Raw genomic sequence first — 22521 nt, forward strand, 5'->3', positions numbered from 1 at the left:
GAGGATGCCGTCGTCCCGGACAAGGGCGCGCTTGTCCGGACGGCGGCGGAGCATGAAGCTACAGGCGGGCCCTACGCTGCCCGGATATTCGCCATGAACCGATCGAGCTCGGCGCGCAGGCGGGTGCTTTCGCTCGACAGCGTCTTCGCCGAGTTCAGCACCTCCTCCGAGGCTGAACCGGTTTCGGCCGCGCCGCGGTTGACCTGGCCGATGTCGGTCGCGGCGGTCTGGGTGCCCTGGGCGACGTTCTGGACGCTGCGGGCGATCTCCTGGGTTGCGGCGCCCTGCTCTTCCACTGCACTGGCAATCGAGGTCGAGATCGACGATATCTTGCCGATGGTGGCACCGATCTCCTTGATCGCGGCGACCGACTCGGCCGTCGCACCCTGCATGCCCGCGATGTGCGAGGAGATCTCGTCGGTGGCCTTCGCGGTCTGGCTCGCCAGCGATTTCACTTCGCTCGCGACCACCGCAAAGCCGCGGCCGGCTTCCCCGGCGCGCGCCGCCTCGATGGTCGCGTTCAGCGCCAGAAGATTGGTCTGCTCGGCAATCGCGGTGATCAGCTTGACCACCTCGCCGATCTGCTGCGCCGCATGCGAGAGTTTTCCGATGCGGCCATCGGTTTCCTTGGCCTGCACCACGGCGGCCTCGGCAATGCGGCTGGAATCGCGGACCTGGCGGCCGATCTCCTCGACCGAAGCCGACAGCTCTTCGGTCGCGGTCGCGACCGACTGCATGTTGCTCGAGGCCTGCTCGGAGACGCCGGCGACCTGGCTCGACAAGGTCTGTGTCGTCTCGGCGGTACGGGTCAGCGTGGATGCGGACGATTCAAGCTGCACGGCGGACGCCGAAACGTTGGACACGATCGCACCAACAGCGCTTTCAAAATCGTCGGCAAAGCGGATCAGCTCCGCGCGGCGGCTTGCGGCCTGCTCCCTGTTCTGGGCTTCGCTGGCGGTGGCATCGCGCTCGGCCTTGGCAACGGCCTGGAGCTTGAACTCCTCGACCGCGCCGGCCATCTCGCCGATCTCGTCCTTGCGCCCGAGGCCGGGCAGCACCACGTCGAAATTGCCCGAGGCAAGCTCACGCATCGCCTTGCACATCGCGATCATCGGCCGCGAGATGCCGGTACCGAGCAGGAAGGCAAGGACCGCACCTAACAGCGTGCCGCCGACGGCCAGCATCAGCACCAATTGCTCGGTCTTTCCGATGGTCGCTTCCGATTCCGAATCCAGCCGCTGCTGTTCGGCGACCAGATCCGCCTTCATGGCTGAGGCGCCACGCAGAATCGCACCAGCCGAGCCGCTCATCTCGGTCACGAGATCATCGACCAGCTTGGCGTTCGCGATGAGCTTCTCCAGCGCCTCGCGATAGGCGACAAGAATGGTCTTGGCATCCTTCAGGCCGGCGACGATCTTGTCGTCCATGGAATAGACCGCGCTGAGCGAGTTCTCGACGAATTTCAGCCGCGCCAGCGCGCTGGTCCCGATCGACTGGTCGGAGGTCAGCACGAAATTGGTCGCTGCGGCGCTCGCAGTCTGGAACTGGGCGTTGACCTGCTTGGTGCCGAATTCGATGGCCTGCGCCTCGGAATCGGAGGCATTGTTGCCGATATCATCGAGCTTGTATTTCAGCAGGTTGGCCTGGCGCGAGAGCTGGTTCTGCACCAACAGCGCGCTATCGCGCTTGGCCTGCAGGACCTTGGCGAAGGTCGCGGAGAAATTCGCGAATTCCTTGGCGAGCTTGTCGAGGCTGTCCTGACGCGCCGGCGTCTTGGCGCTCTTGACCCCCTGGTCGATGGCGTTCTTCAGATTGACTTCGGCCTCCAGCGCCGCCTTGGCGTCGTCTTCCTTGCCGGTGACGACGAAGTATTTGACGGCCGAGCGGTAGGCGAGCAGTTCGCGGTCGATGTTGCGGGCGAGATCGGCCTCCGAGACGCTGCGGCGATAGGAGCCGACGCCGGACGAAACCCGCTCGAAGCCGAAATAAGCGAACGCCATGCTGCCGGCCGAGATCACCAGCACCACGGCAAAGCCGAGGATGATCTTGGCGCGGAACCGGACGGTGGGAAATATGCTGCGCTTGGACGGCGACGCGGTACGCCCGGACATTCCAACCCCCTATTCAACGGCGATCCGGAGGCGCCCCGCCCCCAGACCCGGATGCGCAAAACTAAGGCAGAAACGATAAAGGGCGGTAAATTCGTCAGGGCGGGCTGGGCGAATCGCTGCGGGCCAGATTGATGCCCGCTGAGCCCGGTCGCCGAGTTGCGGCAGCCCTGAAAAGACCTTACTGTCTGGACACTTGCACTCGGCGCGAGACCGGGGTGAGCCTGGAGGGAGAAACGGAGTGGGGCAAACCGACTTTCGGTTTAGCGACGCATCCGGCGTTGCCGTTGCGAAATCGAAGGCTGCGACCGTCGATGGAGCTGTAGCCGAGCTTGCGGCGCAGCTGCCGCCGGACGACCTGGCCCTGATCCTGGTCTTCCTCTCGCCTCACTACGATCCCCACCATTTCATCGCCGAGATCAGCCGGCAGTTCGACACCACTCCGGTCTGCGGCTGCACCACCGCCGGCGAACTCGCGCCCGACGGCTGGGACGAGAACAGCGTGGTGGCGCTGGCATTCAGCCGTGCTGATTTCACCGCAGTGGTCCGGCCGATCCTCAATCTCGACGGCTTCCGGGTCGAGGACGGGCGACGCATCGGCGGCGAACTATGCCACGAACTCCTGCGCGTGACCCCACAGGTGGACCGGGGCAATTCGTTCGGCCTGGTCCTGATCGACGGCCTCTGCCGCCGGGAAGAGGCGGTGATGTCCGCCATCTACGCCTCGCTCGACGACATCCCGATCGTCGGAGGGTCGGCGGGCGACGGGTTGCGCTTTGAAAAGACCTGGGTGTTCTTCGAAGGCAACGCCTATACGAATGCCGCCCTCCTGATCCTTTTGAATACGTCGCTGCCTTTCAGGGTCTTCAAGTGCGACAATTTCGAGCCGATGCCACAGAAGATGGTGGTCACCGAGGCCGACATCGAGAACCGGACCGTGAAGGAGCTGAACGCGGAGCCCGCGGCCGAGGAATATTCCCGGATGGTCGGGATCGTGGATGAGGCCAAGCTCGACCCATTCTCGTTTGCGTCCCACCCCGTGCTGGTCCGTGTCGGCGGCTCCTACTATGCGCGGTCGATCCAGCGCGTCGAGCCCGACGGCTCACTGCATTTCTTTTGCGCCATCGACGAGGGCATGGTGCTCACCGCCGCCACCTCGCGCAGCCTCGTCGGCTCGACGCAGGACGTCTTCGCGCAAATGCAGAATCAGATCGGCGAGGTGTCTCTCTATATCGGCTTCGAGTGCCTGTTGCGCCGGCTCGATGCCGAGCAGCACCAGCTCGCCCGCGACATGTCCGAGCTCTATCGACAGAACCGGGTGGTCGGTTTTCACACCTATGGTGAACAGTTCGGTTCGATGCACGTGAACCAGACATTCACGGGTGTCGCCATCGGCAGGCGGCAGGCGTGACCGAGGCGTGGCAGGACCCTGCGACGGTCGAGCAGCTGCGGCGCGAGACCGCGAAGCTGAAGAAGATCAATGCCGCGCTGATGTCGCGCGTCGAGCGCTCGATGGACCAGCAGCTCAACGCGTTTTCACTGTTCGAAACCGCGATTGCGCTCGATCACAAGGTTCGCGACCGGACGCACCAGTTGCGGGAGGCGCTGCATTCGGTCGAGCGCGCCAATGAGGGTCTCTTCCGCGCCAAGCAGCAGGCGGAGGCGGCGAGCTCGCTGAAATCCTCGGTGTTGATTTCGGTCACACACGATCTGCTGCAGCCGTTGAACGCGGCGCGGCTGACCTTGTCGGCGCTGACGGAGATGGTGGAATCGCAGGATGCCGGCCTGCTGATTGATCAAGTCGACCGCTCATTGCTGACGCTGGAAGACCTGCTCCGCTCCTTGCTCGAAATCGCCAAGCTCGATGCCGGCGCACTCAAGCCCGACGTGCGTCCGTTGGCGCTGGCACCGCTGTTCGAGCAGCTGCGCAACGAATTCGAGCCGATCGCCGCGCGGCAGCGCCTAGCTTTGCAGATCGGCACGACGGACCTCACGGTGTCCTCGGATGCGATGATGCTGCGGCGGATCCTGCAGAACCTGATCGCGAATGCGATCCGCTATACGCGGGTGGGCCGCGTCACCATGGAGTGCGGGCATCGCGCAAATCGGGTCTATGTCGAGGTCTCGGATACCGGGCCTGGAATTCCGCAGGCCCAGCAGGAGGCGATCTTCCGCGAATTCCAGCGCGGCGATGCCAGCGCAACCGATCAGGCCGGGTTCGGACTCGGCCTGTCCATCGTGCGCCGTTTCGCGACCGTGCTCGGGCACGAGGTGCGCCTGTCATCGCAGATCGGCCAGGGGTCGACCTTCACGGTCGAGATGGAGCCGGCCGAACGCACTGACGTCGGCGACGAGGCCCATGCAACCAAGCTTGTGGACCGGCAATATGGCGGGCTCGAAGGCGCCAAGATTCTTCTGATCGAAAACGATCCGTCGGGCTCGGAGGCGATGGCTGCCTTGCTCGAAGGCTGGGGCTGTGACGTCGCCACCACACGATCGGGCGCGGACGCATTGCTGCGCCTCAGCGAACTCGGCGGTGCGCCGGACGCTGTGATCGCCGATCTCCACCTCGACCACGGCGAGAGCGGCCTGTCGGCCATCGCCGACGTCCGCGAGCATCTCAAGCTCGACACGCCGGCGATGATCATCACGGCCGACTACTCAGAAAAGGCCGCGAAGGAGGCGAGCCTCCACGGCCTCGAAGTGCTGAAGAAGCCGATCAAGCCCGCCGAGATGCGGGCGCTGCTGTCATTCCTGCTGAGCTAGGGCCGCACCGGCCAAGCAAATGTCGAAAACAACCCCATGCACAGTAGCGGTAATATTTTACACGCCAGCAGCGCCATGATGCACAAAATGCCGGAATGACTGCCCCGAACGGGCCCGGGGCTTTTGGGACCCACACAGTTCAGCCGCTGACAAGAATTGCGCGATGTTCGGTCAGGTAGCGAACCGGAGGTTTGCCCAGGGTCTTCCTGAACATATTGACGAAACTGCTGGCGTTTTCGTATCCGAGCTCCAGGGCGACGGTCTTTACACTTTCACCGCTTGCGATTCTTTGTACTGCGAGAATGACGTGAAGCTGGTGTCGCCAGCGTCCGAAACTCATCCCGATTTCCTGGAGAAGCAGGCGGCTTAAGGTGCGCTCGCTCATGCCAAGCGCACTTGCCCAATTCGCGAACGAGGTCTTCGCGCTCGGATCGGCTATCAGCATCTCCGCGAGGCGCCGAAGGCGCGCCTCTCTTGGCATCGGCAGGTTCAGGCTGCTGGTCGGCGCATCGGACAGCTCGTCCAACAAGGTCATCACCAGTCGATCCTCGCGACCTCCGAGCGGATAGCACTCCGGAAGTTCAGCCACTCTGAGGATCAGCTCCCGGATCAGGGGAGATATCGAGATCGTGCAGCACGTCTTGGGCAGGCTCTTGGCGGCGCTCGGTTCAATATACAGGCAGTGGCATTCGACGAGACCAGCGCCACGGGCCGAGTGCGCCAGTTGACCGGGGATCCATAACGCGCATCCGGGCGGTACTAGCCAAACGGTATTGGCCGTCTCGCAGCAAAGAATGCCGCGCTGGGAATACAGTAATTGAGATTTGCGATGCTGGTGCCGATCATAGGTCCAATCATTCGACAGGATTCCGCTTCGGAGTGCAACGGCGCGGGCTACGCGGTCGATGTCGGTGTCAACAAAGCGATGAAGCATCTCGCCGCCCTTCAAAATCTTGTGTCGGCGACTTGCCTGCCGAGATGTTCGAAGCCGACCATCGCAAATCGACAGGAGAGCGGCCATCCTAAACGCGGCTTTTTTGAGCTAATCTAAACCGGCTTTGGCGGGGCACCCTAAGCGCTGGCTCAGATATCGGATTCCTTGACAAGAGTTGCAGGCACCTCCGTAACTCGCAGCAGCCGCCAGGAGGCATGAGCTGCATAAACTCCGGGCAGAGCCACAGCGATGATTGCTGTCGCTGCTATATGAAGCCCGTCACGCATGCCATCGAAGACGCCGCCTACGACGCTGGCGACCATCAGAAGGCTACCTAGCAGCAACGAACCAAGAATCGCGGCGCGTCGCGGTGTGACGAGAGGAAGTAGAGCAGGAATGATCCATATCGAACATGCGACGCCAAAGTACCAAAGAGCCGTCGCATCGAATGCCGCCGGCGCCGTGCCGGAGCTGTCGATCTGATGGTCGACCCATGTAAGGATTTGGATGACCGCGTAGATCGTGTTTCCGAGGCCACAGACCGACCACAGCAACGCCACCTTTTGACGGGCAAATCGAGCGGCGAGTTCATTCGTCAGATCAGTCATCGCCGTAATCCTCGAAGTCGACATTTTGATTTGCATCCCGGGTTCGTGCAGAGGGTCGGCCGACATCACAGCTCCGCCCATCGTCTCAGAAGATTGTGATAGACACCGGTAAGCATGAGGATGCCTTGTGCATCGCTGGACACGGATTTGCGCAAGTCAACAATGCCACGGTCGAGATCATAGAGCGTCGTGCGAAGCCCCTCGTCCTTGATCATCGATTGGGTCCAGAAGAATGATGACAAGCGCGCGCCTCGGGTGATCTCGCGCACGCGATGCAGGCTCCCCGCCGGATACAGGACCATGCTCCCGGCCGCCAACTTGACGGCGTGAACGCCGTAACTGTCTTCGATGATCAGCTCGCCACCGTCGTAGTCATCGGGTGCCGTGAGGAAGAGGGTTGAAGACAGGTCGGCGCGCATGCGAGTGCCGAGTCCAGGCGCGGATCGCACTGCGCCATCGACATGGGCATCGAAGAACATCCCGGTGTCGTATCGATTGAAAAGGGGCGGCAGGACGCGCAGGGGCAGAGCGGCACTGTTGAACAGCGCATTCCGTCCGAGAGCTCTCAGGATGATGTCGCCCGCTTGGCGAGCCTGAGGCGAGTCCTCGGGGACCTGAGCATTGCGCTTTGCGCGCGATGCCAGCTCACCTGCCGTTGCCCGTCCGTCGATCCAATCCGCCCCCTCGATGATGTCGCGTACGGAGGTTACCTCTTCGGCGGATAGCAGTTGGGGGATTTCGATGAGCATTTTCTTCAGAACCTGATGGCTGCGGTGAGGGTGACGCTGCGGCCTGCAACGGGAGTCGCGTAACCGCTTCCGAAAGCCGAGCTGTAGGTCAGCTTGTTCGTGAGATTCGTAACCTTGAGCGCAACATGGTGTCGCTCGTTGGGATCGTAGGAGAGCATCCCATCGATCGTGGTCGCTGCCGGGATCACCATCGAATTGAGGTTGTTGAGGTAATAATCCGAACGATAATTGAGCCCGCCCCCGACGAGCATGTGACCCGGCACGTTTGGCAGCAGGGGAGCGATGTCGTAGGTGGTCCAGATCGCCAGGCCATGCTGAGACACGAACGGGACCCGGTTGCCTGCGGCCGAGACGGGCGTGAACGGGCTGATCGACGAGGCGATGATCTTGCTGTCCATGTAGGAATAGGAGGCCTCAATGTCCCAGTTCTCCGTGAGCTTGCCCGTCAATCCGAGCTCAACTCCCTGGACTTGCACCTTGTCGTCGGTGGTCGTCTGTATCCCCGATGCCTGGTCGGTATAGGAAGCGTTGTTCTTCTCGACGCGGAACAATGCTGCCGTCACGCCGAGCCGATCCTCGAACAGGCCCCACTTCGCACCGACCTCGAAGGTCGTATCCGCTTCCGGCTGAAGGTTTGCGGCGTTTGGCGCCTGGGACAGACCGAGCGATGAACTCAGCGAAGTGATGTTGTTGCCCGGCGGCGTGAATGAACGTGCATAGCTGAAGTAGTAACTTTGATGCGTGGTGGGCTCGAAGATCAGGGATGCTTTTGGGCTGGCGAACTCGGTCGTCGTCGCAAGCGGAGACGCGCCTGCCTGGCCCTCGACCCGATAGTGATCCCATCGAACACCCGCAAGGATCGAAAGCATGGGCGTCAACCATATGCGGTCGCTTACAAAGGGGCCGATATCCCAGCTCGTGGCCGACAATTGATTGCCCGGCGACACCGTCAGTGCAAAGCCGGGCGAGTTCGCAAACACGGGATCGAGAAGAGTCCCTGCCGGCTCGGGGCCTGAAGGAAGGTAAAAACCCGTCGTCGCGTGTTGGGAATAGACATCAAAGCCGGCGACGAGCTTGTGCCGAAACGGTCCGGTGTCGAAACGCATCGTGGCAGTCGTTACGTTTTCCCCGCCGTGACTGACCTGCTTCGTCCCGCCGACGGACCAGATTGTGTAAGGTGTCGCCAAATTTCCGGCGAGAACGTCCGTTGCGCAGCTGCTTGGAAAAGGGAAGCCGGGAGAGGCGCAGAGCGCGGGCGTAAACTTCAGATCACGTGTGTAGTAACCGACACGCGTGTCGTTCGTTAACGTGAGCCAATCGCCGAATTCGCCCTTGTAGAGAGCGGTTGCCACGTCGGCGGTCGCGTGGTCGCGATCACTTTCCCGGCCGAAATAGTTTGAGCGGGGAACTCCGTACTCCGTCACGGGCTTGCCGACGACGCCCGGCGCGCTGACGACCGGAACGCCGAAATCGGGGCGTTGAACGCTGTCCTGGTGCAGATAGTTGAAGATCAGGGATTGGTCGGTGCCGAGGCCAAGTCCCAGCGAGCCGAGGAAACCGCCACGGTTGGAATAGACATGGTCGCGATCGACAATATCCTGGCCGTTGCCCATGGCGATGAATCTGAGCGCCGTCGTGTCGTTGATCTGCTTGTTGATGTCCAGAATGCCACGTCCGTAAGGGCCCATCCCGGCCGAGGCCTCGAACGTTGATTGGTCGCCGAGATGGGCCTTCTTGCTCTCGATCTCGATGACGCCGCCCGTCGTGCCATTGCCGAAGCTCTGTGACGAGGGCCCCTTCAGCACCAGTACGTTTTCGGTTGCAAAACTATCGCGCACATAGGAACCAAAATCGCGTAAGCCGTCGACATACACGTCGCCCGAGGCGTCAAAGCCCCGGATGCGGAACTGATCTCCGTTGATGCCACCGCCGCCTTCTCCGGTGGCGACGGTGATTCCCGGCACATATTGGAGCACTTGATTGATGGTGGCTGCCTGCTGCTGCTCGATCACCAGGCGCGGTATGACGGTGACGGTTTGCGGCGTGCTTTGGAGAGAATCGGAAAGACGGCTGAGACCAGTGGTCCGCTGCAGCGAATTCCCAGGCGAAAGAGCCGAGGACGCAGCCTGCGGACGCGGTTCGGCCGGCCTGCTCGGATGGCTGGCCGAGACAGGTCTCGAGGCCGGCTTGGCGCCGGCGCTCGACGCTCGTCGCCGCTTGGTGACAGGAGCGTCCACCTCGACCGGCGGGAGCGCAGTAGCCTTGTCCGCAGGCGCCGACGTCGGCTGATTGTTCTGGCCTTCCGCGTTGGCGGCGGTCACGAATAGAAAGCCGTTTGCAAGGCTCGCGGCTGCCCCAATTCCGGAAAGTGCCGGTCGCAAGGTTTCGATGATGGTCACAGAGCCCCCTTCGAGCAGGATGATGTTGAATTGGATAATCTTGCGATGCGGCGTGACATCGCTGCGATACGGTCGCCGAGATAGCCAGCAAGGCGTCGGCCGATCGACGCCTGGGGACAAATCCGCCAATCCGGACGTCCATCGGTTGCCGGCAGCTCAGACAGCCTCCTGGCGTCTTCAAGGTCAGAAGGTGCGGCTGCAGCTTCGCTGGCCGCACAGGCATACGCCTGCACGTCAGCGGGACTGCCGGAAGCTGCTATGCGCCTAAGTGCCTCCAGGCCATGCCGGCGTAACGCAGGTTCGCCGCGCGCCAGCAACAGCGGCGCAATGCGCCGGCGAAAGCCGTCATCGCTACCGGAGACCGCCCGTTCCAGCCAAACATCGGCAGCGGCGAGGTCTCCGCCAGCATGCAGGATCGTGGCCAGATTGTACTGAGCCCAGTGATCGCCAAGCGCCGCTGCGCGGCTATACCAATACAGGGCGCCTCTCGGATTAACCGGCACGGCCCAGCCTTCTTCAAGGAATCGAGCGAGAGAATTCATTGCCTTCAGGTTTGCCTTGGAGGTGCCACCTTCCGCTGCTGCCCGAAAGAGCTCGAAACTCCGCGGCCGATCCGCCGGATTTCCGCCGCGCATCAACATCTGCGCCAGATTGACTTGCCCCCAGATGTGGCCGGCTGCTGCGGCCAGCTCGAAAAATTTCGTCGCGAGCTTCGGATCTGGCTCGACGCCCCAGCCTTGTTCGTAGCACCGGCCAACCATGTTTTGTCCGTCGAGGTCCCCGGATTGGGCGGCGCGTTCGAACCAGACGAAGGCAGCCGCCGGATCACGCGCTACCCGCGTCCCATCGAGCAGCAACTGGCCCCACACGATCTGCGCGGGAATGATATCGGCCTCGGCTGCTGCCTTGATCCACTGCGTCGCATCGTGGGGATTGCTGACGAGCAAGTCACGCAGCTGCGCCTTGGTCAAACGCTGCGCGCGAATTTGCAGGAGTGGTTGGGGCAAGGCTGCTGAGGCGTAGGGATTTGGAGGCCTGTTGGACAGGCGCTCGGGAACAGCCCTGGACTGTGGGTGGATTGGCATCGTGCTTCGCTTCGCGCAGGCCGTGGTTCAACGGAATGGCTACCGCAGCCCGGTGCGGCGCTGCATCGTGCAATCCGGCCAGACCATTGCTCAATTCGGCCAACGGCCAAGAATTCGTCCAAAATGAATTCGTCCAAAATGCCGCCAAGACCTTAACGCAGGACCTGGCAATGCAGGACCTGGTTGCCGGGGGCAGTGATTGTCTGTTTTGGGTAACGCTTTGGCGCCTTGGATGAATGAGTTGAGGCATCATCCAAACTATCTGGTCATGCGCACGCGAATTGAACCACGCTGCGCAAACCTGACCGATAGGGGTGAAGATGCTGTTGAATACCGCGACTTTTCCGATTGTAAGGCTCTCTTACGATCAGGGCCCGGCCGGAACGGCTGACGAGGCCTTCGCCACCTTCGAAGCACTGCTCGATCGCGGCCAGCCCTTTGTCATCATAGGGCAAGGGGCAAACGCCGACATCGACGAACACGAGCACGATCCGGGTGAGCAGAGAAGGCTTGCGCTCTGGTCAAAGAAGCACAAACCGCGATTGCGCGAATTTGTGAAAGCCCTGATCTATGTTGAGCCCTCAAAGACGAAGCGGCTCGGCATGAGAGCCTTCCAGATCGTGTCAGAGAAGTTCTGGGGATACCCGATGCTGCTCGCCGCTTCGGAGGCAGAGGCCCTGGAGACGGCGCAAGCGCTGCTGAAGTCCGCTTCTCCAAGCAGTCGACCTGGTGAGGCAGGCTGAAGATCTTTCCAGACGACCTGTTGTCCTCGAACGAGGAGGCCCTCTGAACTCTCGCTTCGACAGCGATTGCTCTCGAAAGCGACGTTGCTCAGCGCCGCGACCCGCTCTCATGAGCCATCAGGAGGCCTCGCTTCCGTTTTCTGTTCTTCCGAGCGGATAGTTGAGAATCATTGTCTATGTACGCTGTCGCTATCGATCACACGCTGGCTGGGCACCATCTTGATCTGCTGACCAAGATGTTCGAGTTGCGGCGTCGGGTTCTCGCCAATCGCCATTACGACACACAAGTCAGCGGCGATGTCGAATTCGACATCTACGATATGCTCAAGCCGACCTACTTGCTCGCCATGTCGGAAGAAGACCTCGTCGGCTGCGTACGACTGTTGCCAACCACCGGCCCGACCATGCTGCGCGATACGCTCGCGACACGTCTTGGGCCCAATCAGATCCCGAGCGGCCCCACCATCCTGGAGAGCTCGCGCTTTTGCATAGCTAGCAAATGTGCTTCAGACTTCGACCGCAATGGACTCAGTCGCGTAGCATACGTCCTGTTCGCGGCAATGATTGAGACGATGTGGAACCTGAGTGCACAATCGATCGTGATGATGACCGATCTCAGAACGGAACACGGTCTCAACCGGGCCGGCTGGCCGATGCGGCGTCTCGGATCACCGCAGATCTCTGGCGGGACGACACTGGTTCCTGGATTGCTGCAAGGATCAAGCGAAGCTCTCGAGCGCATGCACCGCCACGCGAGTGTGCGGTGACCGGTTGCTCCTCTCGTCGCGCGCGGTTGCCTTGCATTAAAGTGTGATGGGATCGGGACGAATCGATGCGCGCCAGGAACTCGAATCACCTCTCCCGCAGGGAGAAGTGAACCACCGACCGCCGACCAAACCCAATTTCATCACGCTTTAGGAGACCGGCCCGGCGCGACAGGGCGGCAGACAATCCCGTCACGGCTGATCCGGCCGGACCCGCTCGCGCGTCGTCGCGGTCCCCTCGGCTGCCAGGGTCGCGAAATCGATCCTCGACATTTCGACGATGGCCTTGGTGCGACTGAGCACGTTGAGCTTGCGCAGGATGTCGGAGACATGGACCTTCACCGTGGTCTCCGAGATCTTCAGCTCAAAGGCGATCTGCTTGTTCTGCAGGCCGCGCTTGAGCATTTCGAGCACGCGCAATTGCTGCGGCGTCAGCTCGTGCAGGCGCTTGATCAGATCCTGCGCTGGGCCGGAGGCGCGCTGCGGGCGGACCAGCGCGCGGTAGGCGGCGGGCACACAGACCGAGCCGCGCAGCACCTCGCCGATCGACTGCGACAGATCCTGCTTGGACGATGATTTGAGGATGTAGCCGGACACGCCAAGCGACAAGGCGCCGGACATGATCTGCGGATCCTGGTGCCCGGACACGATCACGACGGGAATTTTTGGAAACGCCTTGCGGATGCGGATGATGCCCGAAAGGCCTGTTGTGCCCGGTATCGACAGATCAAGCAGGATGAGGTCGAGCTCCGGCGTCGAGGCCAACAGCTCGAGTGCACCGTCGATCGATGTCGCCTGAAAGATCTCGGCCGCAGGCACGACCATCTGAAGCGCACCTTCGAGCGCTTCGCAAAACAACGGATGGTCTTCGACAATCAGAAATCGCATCGCGCGTGAGCCACTCTGAAAATCTTGCTGAAGATCCGGCCCGGGACGTCGCCGGGGCCGACGTTGAATTCAATGAGTCGAGAATGACTCAGACGGGGCGGGCCGAATTGATCCAGGTCAAGAATGACACCGCGGGTCATTGCGGCTTCCCGCGATCGAGGCGCGCATGAGGACGTCCCTTGGGATCGGGCAGCTCCATCTTGCCGATCTCGATGACCGCCTTGTTGCGGCTGAACAGGCCGAGCTTGCGCAGGATCTCGGTGATATGCGCCTTCACCGTCGATTCGGCGAGCGCAAGCTCCTGCGCGATCTGCCGGTTCGGGAGGCCGTGACGCAACAGATCAAGCACGCGAAGCTGCTGCGGCGTGAGCTCGCGCAGCTTGACCTCGAGCGCCTTGCTGGCATCGGCCCGACGCAGCCGCGGCGCCGCCACGAAATCCTTCGGCACCGACACCGACCCGCTGAGCACGCCCTCGATCGATTGCGCGAGCTCTCGCTTCGACGTCGATTTCGGCAGATAGCCGGCCGCTCCCAGCGCCAACGCCTCGCGAACGATGTGCTGATCCTCCTCGCTCGACACGATGGCGACGGGCAGGCGCGGATAGGCCTCGCGCAAACGCAGAAAGCCGGAAAAGCCCGTCGCATCAGGCAGCGACAGATCGAGCAGAGCGAGGTCGATGCCCCGCTCGGCGAGCAGGATATGCAGCGCATCCTCGATCGACATCGCCTCGAAGATCCGCGCCTCCGGCAACGCCAGCCGCACCGCATTGCCGAGCGCTTCGCGAAACAGCGGATGATCGTCGATGATCAGGAAGCTGGTCATGGCGCCTTCCCAGGATCGCGCCGCACAGGCATCCACCGCGAGAGTGGAAGCGACACATTGATGCGGCACCCGTCCGGCGCCAGGATGATGCCGGACGGAAGCTAGCACATCCTCCCGATCGCGTCTGGTCAAGATCGTTCAGTCGTCGGATTCGGACTGGACCGTCAGCAGGAAGGAATAAATGTTGTCGAACTGGTCATCAGTGAAGACCTCCTTCCAGGCCGGCATGCCCTTGCTCGGGCGTCCTTCATGCACGGTCGTCCAGTATGTTTCGCGCATGTCGTCGCCGTAGCGGTGACGGAGCAGCCGCAGGTCGATCTTCCGCTCGCTCTGGATCGCATCGGGACCGTGACAATGCGCGCAAGTTCCATTGAAGATTTCCTTGCCCGCACCGACCGCCTCGGCGGCGGGCGCAGCCGCATCGCCCTTGACCTCGGTCGCGGCGACCTTGGCGATCTCGGTCACTTGAACTGAGGTCCGGGCTCCGCCTGCCATGCCCGTCGTTGTTCCCGCAGGCTCCGCCTGGCCCGCGCCGAAGCGAACCGGCTCGCCGCCCGGCAAGCCATATTTCACCGCGAGCTCGCCGATCGTCCGTTGCAGCTGTGGCAGGACGGCATCGACGCGATCACGAAGCTCGGTGGACGTCTTGGCGAAGCCGATGGCCGCATCCCATGACAGGCCTTCGCCCGCGGTGAGCTCGATCTGGTAGCGATCATTGTAGCTGGTCTTGTTCAGCCAGCCCGCAACCGGCCCCCAGATGAAAGCGATGTCGGCTTTGCCCTGGTCAAGTGCCTGCATGCCCTCCTCCGGGGACAGCACGGTCACCATCTCAACGTCATCACGGCTCGCGAGCAGGTTTTGCGGTGTGGTGGCGAACTGCACGGCGACCCGCTTGCCCCTGAGGCCGGCGATGCCGCCGATGGCCCTCCCCTTGGTCGATTCCCTGGCGACCACGAGGGCATAGCCTTCCTTCGCGAACGGAGCGGAGAAGATCACGGCCGGTCCCATGAAGTCCTCGGACCGCGGCAGCCCGATCATGGCGTCGCATTGCCTGCCGAGCAGCGTGACGCGCACGGTGCGCTTGCCGAAATAGGATTTGTACCAGTCATAGGCGATCGGCCGGCCGAGCGCCTGCGCCAGGGCCTGCCCGATCTCGACATAAAAGCCCGGCTGCGACGGACTATCGCTGGAGAAGGGAAGATTGGTCGGATCAGCGCAGAGACGGAACGGCTGTGCTTCATCGGCATGAGCCGTTGCGATGGGGGCGATCATTGCGGACGCGGCCGCCCACGCGACGAGCCCTGCAATGCTACGGTTTGCAATGCTACGGTTTGGCTTCTTGCCACTTCCAAGATGATTCGGACGCATCCTCATCTCCCGCAGTTGGGTTCTGTTGAACAGGCGCTGCGGCACGCCATCAGCCGATGCCGCAACGATCGCCTGGAAAAAGCGCGCGCGTATCCCGTCACCTCTGAAAGATACGCGCGCGAGTGGTCACTGGACGGAGAACACGAAGAGCGAACCGCCCTCGGGAGCTGCGGCCGTCATCTTCTTGCCCACCTCGCCCAGGAACGCAGGCAGCGCAGCCGTGCGGCCGACGACGATGGCGACGTATTGCTTGCCATCGACCTGGTAGGTCACCGGGCCGGCGCCGATGCCGGAGCCGAGATTCTTGCTCCACAGCACCTTGCCGGATTTCGCGTCGATGGCACGGAAGTCGCCATGGATGTTGCCGGCGAACACGAGGCCGCCGCCGGTGGTCAGGGTGCCGCCATTGAACGGCAGGTCTTCCTTGATCGACCAGACCTTCTTCTGCGCCACCGGATCCCAGGCCATGAGCTCGCCGAGGAAGCCGCCGGGGCCTTCCTTGGTCGGGAATTCGGCGCCGAGATAGAACACGCCGCGCTTGTAGGCGACATCGCCGACCGACCAGTCCATGCAGACATTGTTGGACGGGATGTAGACGAGGCCGGTCTCGGGGTTGAACGACATCGGCTGCCAGTTCTTGCCGCCGACGAGATTCGGACAGATGTCCTTGGCGGGATGGCCCGGGCCCGGACGCTTGTCGGGATCCTCGACCGCGCGCAGCGTGGCGGTATCCCACTTCTGCGCCCAGCTGGTGAAGACGTATTTCTCCGCCGATAGCACCTTGCCGGTCTCGCGGTTGGCGACGAAGAAGAAGCCGTTGCGATCCGCCTTCATCAGCGCCGGAATGGTGCTGCCGCCGATCTTCAGATCCGCGAGCACGGCTTCGTTGACGCCGTCATAGTCCCAGGCATCCGCCGGGGTGGTCTGGATGTGCCACTTGATCTTGCCGGTGTTGGGATCGAGCGCCAGCGTCGAGGCGGTGTAGAGGTTGGTCAGCTTGCCGAAATTGCCGTCGCCGGTCGAGCGCACCCCGGTGTTCCATGGACCGGGATTGCTGGTGCCCCAATAGACCGTGTCGGTCTTGGCGTCGTAGGAGCCGACCAGCCAGGCGGCGCCGCCGCCATGCTGGGCGGAATCGCCCTTCCAGCTGTCGCCGCCGGGCTCATCCGGGTTCGGCACGGTGTAGGTCTGCCAGACCTGCTTGCCGGTGTTGATGTCGAAGGCCTGGAGCGACCCGCGAACGCCATATTCGCCGCCGCCGAACCCCGTGATCACCTTGTCGCGCACGACGAGCGGCGGCGACGTAATGACCGAGCCCTGCTTGTAGTCGACCACTTTCGAGGTCCAGAGCGTTTTGCCGGTCGCCGCATCGAGCGCCGTCAGCTTGCCGTCGAGGCGGCCGACGAAGATCTTGCCGTCGGCATAGGAGACGCCGCGGCTGTTCACGTCGCAGCAGGCATATTGCAGCACATCATCGGGAATGTCGGGCTCGTAGGTCCATTTGCGCTGCCCGGTCGCCGCATCGAGCGCGTAGACGTATTTCGGACCCCACGAGCTCGAGACGTAGAGCGTGTTGCCGATCACGATCGGTGAGGATTCGTTCGAGCGTAGCGAGGCCAGCGAGAACGAATAGGCGAGCGTCAGCTTGCCTGCGTTCTCGGTGTTGATCTGCTTGAGTGGGCTGAAGCGCGTGTTTCCGTAATCGTGACCGGCAACGGCCCACTGGTTGGAATCGGACTGCGCCTTGATCAGGGAGTCGTTGGCGCGAGCGCCTGGCGTCGCGGCGGCCAGCATCGCAATCATCGAAATGCCGGCCAAGAAGCCCTTTGTTGCAAAGGTCATGTATTCCCTCCGATGTTGTTGTGTGCGCCGCGTTGGGCGCTCGTGATGCGCAGTTTGTCTGCGGCGCCATCGACCGGAATTACAACATCGCCTGACCGCGCTGAGTATGGGCGGAAGGTAGTAGTGCGAAATCATCGGCGCGTTCGTCGCTCATCTCTTTGTCGACGCTGGCGTCTTGCCCTTGTTTTGCAGCTCGAAATGGACGTTGGAATTTTTGCAAATCACGGGACGATTGAGCGGCAGGGTGGGCAACGGCGCGCTTCTCGCGCGCCGTGCCCACCACCTCTCTCGATCATGAAGAGATCGTGGGCACGCTTCGCTTTGCCCACCCTACGGCACCCTCGAATTGGGGCAGCACCGCGCGCAGCATCACGATGATGGCGCTACCACAGATGCAAAACTTTCGAAGAAATTCGCGGCGAGCTTGCGCGACGTCGAATCGATCAGTCGCGAACCGAGCTGCGCGAGCTTGCCGCCGATCTGCGCCTCGGCCTCGTAGTGCAGGATGGTGACGCCGGGAGATTCCTCTTCCAGCCTGACCTTCGCGCCGCCCTTGGCAAAGCCGGCGACGCCGCCGGCGCCTTCGCCGATAATGCGGTAGCCGTTGGGCGCATCGATATCGGTCAGCGTCACCTTGCCGCTGAACGTCGCCTTCACCGGGCCGACCTTCAGCACTACGGTCGCGACCATCTCCGTCGGCGACGCCATCTCGAGCGATTGGCAACCTGGAATGCAGCGCCTGAGAATGTCGGGATCGTTGAGCGCAGCCCACACATCGGCCTTCGACGCCGGGATACGCTGACTGTCGTTCATCTGCATCGCTTCCACCCCTTTGCTGTTGCTGTACAGCTCGACTAGGGGCGCGCGCGTGCGCGATCAATCGCCAGGAAGTACTAGGGCTGCGTGTTCTGATGTCTCATTCACTCAACGTCATTCCGGGGCGCGACGAAGTCGCGAGCCCGGAATCCATTTGCCCGCGGGCTCTGCCGCGCGATGGATTCCGGGCTCCCTCGCTCCGCTCGGGCCCCGCAATGACGTTCGAGTGTTGTGACGCCGACGGCCGTTCCACGTCCTCCAGCTGGCAGCCGTTCGCTGCATCGCAGCGAACAGAATCAATGACTTAGATCGCCGCCACGTACTACCAAGATCGCGGTTACAACGGCATGGGCGCGTGCTCCTATTCGCGCAACGAACAAGGCAGCAAAGGGAGAAACGAGGCGCGAGGGGTCGACGTCAAAGGCCGGCGTTTCGAAGCAGGTGCGGCCCGCGCACAGGCCGCCGACGAAGCGAACATCGTTCGACAGCTTCCTGCACGGCCGCGCCAACGGATGGCGGCGGCACGGAACATCGCGACCGAATCGCGCGCTGCGGCAGCCGTCACAATGACCTTTCCATGACGCGTGGTGAGCAAAATCCCAGTTGCAAAGTTCCGTTCGCGCTGTCTCTAATTGGAATAATGACAAACATTCGGGAGGTATCACGTGTCTACAGTCAAACTGACGGTGAACGGCAAGGCCGTTGCCGTCGAGGTCGAGGACCGCACGCTGCTGGTCCATCTCTTGCGTGACCATCTCAACCTCACCGGCACCCATGTCGGCTGCGACACCAGCCAATGCGGCGCCTGCGTCGTCCACATGGACGGCCGTGCGGTGAAGTCCTGCACCATGCTCGCCGGCCAGGCCGACGGCGCCAACGTCACCACCATCGAAGGCATCGCCAAGGGCGACGAGCTGCACCCGATGCAGGCCGCCTTCCGCGACAATCACGGCCTGCAATGCGGCTATTGCACGCCGGGCATGATCATGTCGGCGATCGACATCGTGCAACGCCATGGTGGCGAGCTCGACGAGAGCACGGTCCGTCAGGAGCTCGAAGGCAATATCTGCCGCTGCACCGGCTACCACAACATCGTCAAAGCCGTGCTGGACGCGGCCGGACGCATGAAGGTCTCGCAGGCGGCCGAGTAAGGGCCCGCCTCGAACGAACAATCACCACTGCAGCTTTCGGTGGAAAGCGCAGGCACAGCAATTCCGGTCGGGAGGACCAGACATGGGTGTTGAAGGCATCGGCGCGCGCGTCGTGCGCAAGGAAGACAAGCGTTTCATCACCGGCAAGGGCCGGTACGTCGACGACATCAAATTGCTGGGCATGACCTATGCCCATTTCATCCGCAGCCCGCACGCGCACGCCAAGGTGAAGAAGATCGACGCGTCCGCCGCGCTGAAGCTGCCGGGCGTGGTTGCCGTTCTCACCGGACAAGAGCTCGTTGACGACAAGGTCGGCAACCTCATCTGCGGCTGGGCCATCACTTCCAAGGACGGCAGCCCGATGAAGATGGGCGCATGGCCGGCGATGGCGCCGGAGACCGTGCGCTTCGTCGGTCAGGCCGTCGCGGTCGTGATCGCCGACAGCAAGAACCTCGCGCGCGACGCGGCGGAAGCCGTCGTCGTCGATTACGAGGAACTCCCTGTCGTCGCCGACGTCCACGCCGCCATCAAGGCCGGCGCGCCGCAGCTCCACCCCGAGGCCCCCGGCAACCAGGTCTATGACTGGGTGATCGGTGACGAGGCCGCGACGGATGCGGCCTTCGCCAAGGCTGCGAATGTGGTGAAGATGGACCTCACCAACAATCGCCTGGCGCCGAACCCGATGGAGCCGCGCTCGGCGGTCGCCAGCTACGACGCCGCGGAGGAGCATTTCACGCTCTATACGACATCGCAGAACCCGCATGTCGCCCGGCTCGTGCTGTCCGCGTTCTACAACATCGCGCCCGAGCACAAGCTGCGCGTCATCGCGCCCGACGTCGGCGGCGGCTTCGGCTCCAAGATCTACATCTATCCGGAAGAGATGGTGGCGCTCTGGGCCTCCAAGAAGACCGGCCGCCCCGTGAAGTGGACCAGCGACCGCACCGAGGCCTTCCTCACCGACGCGCATGGCCGCGACCACGTCACCCATGCCGAGATGGCGTTCGACGCCAACAACAAGATCACCGGCTTGAAGGTGAAGACCTACGCCAATTTCGGCGCCTACATGTCGCTGTTCTCGTCGGCCGTGCCGACCTATCTCTACGCGACGCTGCTGTCGGGCCAGTACAACATCCCGCAGATCCATGCCGAGGTGATCGGCGTCTACACCAACACCACGCCGGTCGACGCTTATCGCGGCGCGGGCCGTCCCGAGGCCAGCTATCTGGTCGAACGCATGATGGAGACGGCGGCGCGGCAGCTGAACGTCGATCCGGCGGCGTTGCGCAGGAACAATTTCATCACCCAGTTCCCGCACCAGACGCCCGTGATCATGGCCTATGACACCGGCGACTTCAACGCCTCGCTCGACGCCGCGATGAAGGCGATCGACTATGCCGGCTTCCCCGCGCGCAAGGCCAAGGCGAAAGCCGACGGCAAGCTGCGCGGCATCGGCCTGTCCTGCTACATCGAGGCCTGCGGCATCGCGCCGTCCAAGGCGGTCGGCAGCCTTGGCGCCGGCGTCGGCCTGTGGGAATCGGCCGAAGTGCGCGTCAATCCGGTCGGCACCATCGAGATCCTGACGGGCTCGCACAGCCATGGCCAGGGCCACGAGACGACATTCTGTCAGCTCGTCGCCGACCGCCTCGGCATTCCCATCAGCCAGGTCTCGATCGTCCACGGCGATACCGACAAGGTGCAGTTCGGCATGGGCACCTATGGCTCGCGTTCCGCGGCCGTCGGTCTCACCGCGATCCTCAAGGCCATGGAGAAGATGGAAGCCAAGGCCAAGAAGATCGCCGCGCATGCGCTGGAGGCTTCGGAGGCCGACATCGTCATCGAGAACGGCGAGTTCAAGGTGACGGGCACCGACAAGGCGATCGCGCTGCCGATGGTCGCGCTCGCGGCCTACACCGCGCACAATCTGCCTGACGGGATGGAGCCGGGCCTGAAGGAAAGCGCCTTCTACGACCCCTCCAACTTCACCTTCCCGGCCGGCACCTATATCTGCGAGCTCGAGGTCGATTCCGGTACGGGCAAGACGAGCTTCGTCAACTTCGTCGCGGCGGACGATTTCGGGCGGCTGATCAACCCGATGATCGTCGAGGGCCAGGTCCATGGCGGCCTGGTTCAAGGCATCGGGCAGGCCTTGCTCGAGCACGCCATGTACGATGCCAACGGCCAGCCGGTCACGGCCTCGTTCATGGACTACGCCATGCCGCGCGCCGACGATGTGCCCTCCTTCAACCTCTCCCACACCACGACGCTGTGCCCGGGCAATCCGCTGGGCATCAAGGGTTGCGGTGAGGCCGGCGCAATCGGCGCCTCCGCGGCCGTGATCAACGCGATCACGGATGCGATCGGCAAGAACAACCTGGAAATGCCCGCAACCCCGGACAGGGTGTGGCGCACGATCCACGCGGCTTGACACCTCATCATCGTCATTCCGGGGCGATGCGAAGCATCGAACCCGGAATCTGGAGCCACGAATTCAACCTCGAGATTCCGGGTCTGCGCCTTCGGCGCATCCCGGAATGACAGAGAAAAGATTTCAGGAGCAACCAAGATGTATCAGACAACCTATCATCGCGCTTCCTCGGTGGATGAGGCCGCCAGCCTGTTCGGCAAGAGCAGCGAGGCGAAATTCCTTGCCGGCGGCCAGACGCTGCTGCCTGTCATGAAGCAGCGCCTCGCGGGGCCTTCCGATGTCATCGACGTCGCCAGGATCAAGGAATTGATCGGCGTCGAGGCCTCGGGCGACACCCTGACCATCAAGGCCGCCACGCCGCATTACGACGTGGCGACCAGCGAGGCCGCCAAGAAGGCGATCCCCGCGCTCGCCTATCTGGCCTCGCAGATCGGCGACCCCGCGGTGCGCTATCGCGGCACGATCGGCGGCTCGATCGCCAACAACGATCCGGCCGCGGATTACCCGGCCGCCCTGCTCGCGCTCGGCGCCACCGTGAAGACCAACAAGCGGTCGATCGCGGCGGAGGACTTCTTCAAGGGCCTGTTCACGACCGCGCTTGAAGACGGCGAGATCATCACCGCCGTGTCGTTCCCGGTTCCGGCCAAAGCAGGCTATGCCAAGATGCGGCATCCCGCCTCGCGCTTCGCGCTGACCGCCGTCTTCGTCGCACAGACGAAGGCGGGCGAGATCCGCGTCGCCGCGACCGGCGCCTCGCAAAGCGGCGTGATGCGGGTTGGCGCGATCGAGTCCGCGCTGAAGGCGAATTGGTCGCCGTCGGCGATCGACAGCGTCAGCATTCCCGCGAGCGGGCTGCTGGCCGACATCCACGGCACAGCGGAGTACCGCGCCAACCTCGTCAAGGTGATGGCGCAGCGCGCGGTGACTGCCGCGGGCTGATAATCCCGCGCCAGCGTCTCGACACAAATTTTCCGCGGCGCGCACTTCGGTGCGCGCCGTTTTATTTTGCCCATGCGGAATGAAAACCGCTTGCCTCGCTGGCGGGAAGGCGA

The 22521-nt window shown here is 62.8% G+C and carries 19 protein-coding genes; 7 read left to right on the plus strand and 12 right to left on the minus strand.

Annotated features, from left to right (window positions below; genetic code table 11):
• Positions 1-71 precede the first annotated feature (71 nt).
• On the minus strand, positions 72-2111 hold the full coding sequence (locus XH98_RS19135; protein ID WP_271619569.1) for a methyl-accepting chemotaxis protein: 2040 nt from the start codon (positions 2109-2111) through the stop codon (positions 72-74).
• A 238-nt stretch (positions 2112-2349) separates the two neighbouring features.
• On the opposite strand from XH98_RS19135, the gene XH98_RS19140 reads away from it, so the two are divergent.
• Together XH98_RS19140 and XH98_RS19145 are read left to right on the plus strand one after the other, a co-directional pair.
• Positions 2350-3519, plus strand: a complete 1170-nt coding sequence (locus XH98_RS19140) for an FIST N-terminal domain-containing protein (protein WP_271619570.1) — start codon at positions 2350-2352, stop codon at positions 3517-3519.
• Complete coding sequence (locus XH98_RS19145) at positions 3516-4874, plus strand: hybrid sensor histidine kinase/response regulator (RefSeq protein WP_271619571.1); 1359 nt, start codon at positions 3516-3518, stop codon at positions 4872-4874. Before XH98_RS19140 ends, XH98_RS19145 begins: the two co-directional genes overlap by 4 nt.
• Positions 4875-5013: 139 nt before the next feature.
• Here the strand turns inward: XH98_RS19145 and XH98_RS19150 are convergent, their stop codons facing one another.
• The 5 genes from XH98_RS19150 to XH98_RS19170 all read right to left on the minus strand — a co-directional run bounded on the left by XH98_RS19150 (position 5014) and on the right by XH98_RS19170 (position 10535).
• Complete coding sequence (locus tag XH98_RS19150) at positions 5014-5895, minus strand: AraC family transcriptional regulator (protein WP_271619572.1); 882 nt, start codon at positions 5893-5895, stop codon at positions 5014-5016.
• A gap of 62 nt (positions 5896-5957) precedes the next feature.
• Complete coding sequence (locus XH98_RS19155; protein WP_271619573.1) at positions 5958-6416, minus strand: hypothetical protein; 459 nt, start codon at positions 6414-6416, stop codon at positions 5958-5960.
• Positions 6417-6481: 65 nt separating this feature from the next.
• The gene (locus tag XH98_RS19160; RefSeq protein ID WP_271598161.1) at positions 6482-7165 is read right to left on the minus strand and encodes a Fe2+-dependent dioxygenase; all 684 of its coding nucleotides are present in this window, start codon (positions 7163-7165) and stop codon (positions 6482-6484) included.
• A 5-nt stretch (positions 7166-7170) separates the two neighbouring features.
• Positions 7171-9564, minus strand: coding sequence for a TonB-dependent receptor (locus XH98_RS19165; protein WP_333932303.1), 2394 nt, complete (start codon positions 9562-9564; stop codon positions 7171-7173).
• Positions 9561-10535, minus strand: a complete 975-nt coding sequence (locus XH98_RS19170) for a tetratricopeptide repeat protein (protein ID WP_271619574.1) — start codon at positions 10533-10535, stop codon at positions 9561-9563. Before XH98_RS19170 ends, XH98_RS19165 begins: the two co-directional genes overlap by 4 nt.
• A gap of 434 nt (positions 10536-10969) precedes the next feature.
• Here XH98_RS19170 and XH98_RS19175 point away from each other — a divergent pair, with 434 nt between their 5' ends.
• Both XH98_RS19175 and XH98_RS19180 read left to right on the plus strand, forming a co-directional pair.
• Positions 10970-11392: a hypothetical protein gene (locus XH98_RS19175; RefSeq protein ID WP_271598163.1), complete on the plus strand. Its 423-nt coding sequence runs from the start codon at positions 10970-10972 to the stop codon at positions 11390-11392.
• Between the two features lie 176 nt (positions 11393-11568).
• Positions 11569-12159, plus strand: coding sequence for an acyl-homoserine-lactone synthase (locus XH98_RS19180; RefSeq protein WP_271598164.1), 591 nt, complete (start codon positions 11569-11571; stop codon positions 12157-12159).
• 189 nt (positions 12160-12348) lie between these two features.
• Here the strand turns inward: XH98_RS19180 and XH98_RS19185 are convergent, their stop codons facing one another.
• The 6 genes from XH98_RS19185 to XH98_RS19210 form a co-directional block, all read right to left on the minus strand.
• Positions 12349-13044: a response regulator gene (locus tag XH98_RS19185; protein WP_057743471.1), complete on the minus strand. Its 696-nt coding sequence runs from the start codon at positions 13042-13044 to the stop codon at positions 12349-12351.
• A 136-nt stretch (positions 13045-13180) separates the two neighbouring features.
• Entirely contained in the window at positions 13181-13867 is a 687-nt protein-coding gene (locus XH98_RS19190) for a response regulator (protein WP_271598165.1), read from the minus strand.
• Positions 13868-14005: 138 nt separating this feature from the next.
• The gene (locus XH98_RS19195) at positions 14006-15139 is read right to left on the minus strand and encodes a c-type cytochrome (RefSeq protein WP_271619575.1); all 1134 of its coding nucleotides are present in this window, start codon (positions 15137-15139) and stop codon (positions 14006-14008) included.
• Positions 15140-15361: 222 nt separating this feature from the next.
• Entirely contained in the window at positions 15362-17077 is a 1716-nt protein-coding gene (locus XH98_RS19200; protein WP_271619576.1) for a PQQ-dependent methanol/ethanol family dehydrogenase, read from the minus strand.
• A 79-nt stretch (positions 17078-17156) separates the two neighbouring features.
• Positions 17157-17357, minus strand: coding sequence for a hypothetical protein (locus tag XH98_RS19205; protein WP_271598167.1), 201 nt, complete (start codon positions 17355-17357; stop codon positions 17157-17159).
• An 89-nt stretch (positions 17358-17446) separates the two neighbouring features.
• Entirely contained in the window at positions 17447-17896 is a 450-nt protein-coding gene (locus XH98_RS19210) for an SRPBCC family protein (protein WP_128949285.1), read from the minus strand.
• Between the two features lie 662 nt (positions 17897-18558).
• Between XH98_RS19210 and XH98_RS19215 the strand changes: the two genes are divergently transcribed.
• The 3 genes from XH98_RS19215 to XH98_RS19225 all read left to right on the plus strand — a co-directional run bounded on the left by XH98_RS19215 (position 18559) and on the right by XH98_RS19225 (position 22408).
• Positions 18559-19044 (plus strand): (2Fe-2S)-binding protein, encoded by a 486-nt coding sequence (locus XH98_RS19215; protein WP_271598168.1) that lies wholly within the window; start codon positions 18559-18561, stop codon positions 19042-19044.
• A gap of 82 nt (positions 19045-19126) precedes the next feature.
• Positions 19127-21469, plus strand: coding sequence for a xanthine dehydrogenase family protein molybdopterin-binding subunit (locus XH98_RS19220; RefSeq protein ID WP_271619577.1), 2343 nt, complete (start codon positions 19127-19129; stop codon positions 21467-21469).
• A gap of 138 nt (positions 21470-21607) precedes the next feature.
• Entirely contained in the window at positions 21608-22408 is an 801-nt protein-coding gene (locus XH98_RS19225) for an FAD binding domain-containing protein (protein WP_220005792.1), read from the plus strand.
• Positions 22409-22521: the final 113 nt, after the last annotated feature.

Source organism: Bradyrhizobium sp. CCBAU 51745 (assembly GCF_028128715.1).
GTDB lineage: Bacteria > Pseudomonadota > Alphaproteobacteria > Rhizobiales > Xanthobacteraceae > Bradyrhizobium > Bradyrhizobium manausense.

Excerpts from the sequence above, each read along its gene's own strand:
- XH98_RS19135 (WP_271619569.1), bottom strand. The coding sequence starts at position 2,111 with ATGTCCGGGCGTACCGCGTCGCCGTCCAAGCGCAGCATATTTCCCACC.
- XH98_RS19150 (WP_271619572.1), bottom strand. The coding sequence starts at position 5,895 with ATGGCCGCTCTCCTGTCGATTTGCGATGGTCGGCTTCGAACATCTCGG.
- XH98_RS19155 (WP_271619573.1), bottom strand. The coding sequence starts at position 6,416 with ATGACTGATCTGACGAATGAACTCGCCGCTCGATTTGCCCGTCAAAAG.
- XH98_RS19160 (WP_271598161.1), bottom strand. The coding sequence starts at position 7,165 with ATGCTCATCGAAATCCCCCAACTGCTATCCGCCGAAGAGGTAACCTCC.
- XH98_RS19175 (WP_271598163.1), top strand. The coding sequence starts at position 10,970 with ATGCTGTTGAATACCGCGACTTTTCCGATTGTAAGGCTCTCTTACGAT.
- XH98_RS19180 (WP_271598164.1), top strand. The coding sequence starts at position 11,569 with ATGTACGCTGTCGCTATCGATCACACGCTGGCTGGGCACCATCTTGAT.
- XH98_RS19185 (WP_057743471.1), bottom strand. The coding sequence starts at position 13,044 with ATGCGATTTCTGATTGTCGAAGACCATCCGTTGTTTTGCGAAGCGCTC.
- XH98_RS19190 (WP_271598165.1), bottom strand. The coding sequence starts at position 13,867 with ATGACCAGCTTCCTGATCATCGACGATCATCCGCTGTTTCGCGAAGCG.
- XH98_RS19195 (WP_271619575.1), bottom strand. The coding sequence starts at position 15,139 with ATGATCGCCCCCATCGCAACGGCTCATGCCGATGAAGCACAGCCGTTC.
- XH98_RS19200 (WP_271619576.1), bottom strand. The coding sequence starts at position 17,077 with ATGACCTTTGCAACAAAGGGCTTCTTGGCCGGCATTTCGATGATTGCG.
- XH98_RS19210 (WP_128949285.1), bottom strand. The coding sequence starts at position 17,896 with ATGCAGATGAACGACAGTCAGCGTATCCCGGCGTCGAAGGCCGATGTG.
- XH98_RS19220 (WP_271619577.1), top strand. The coding sequence starts at position 19,127 with ATGGGTGTTGAAGGCATCGGCGCGCGCGTCGTGCGCAAGGAAGACAAG.
- XH98_RS19225 (WP_220005792.1), top strand. The coding sequence starts at position 21,608 with ATGTATCAGACAACCTATCATCGCGCTTCCTCGGTGGATGAGGCCGCC.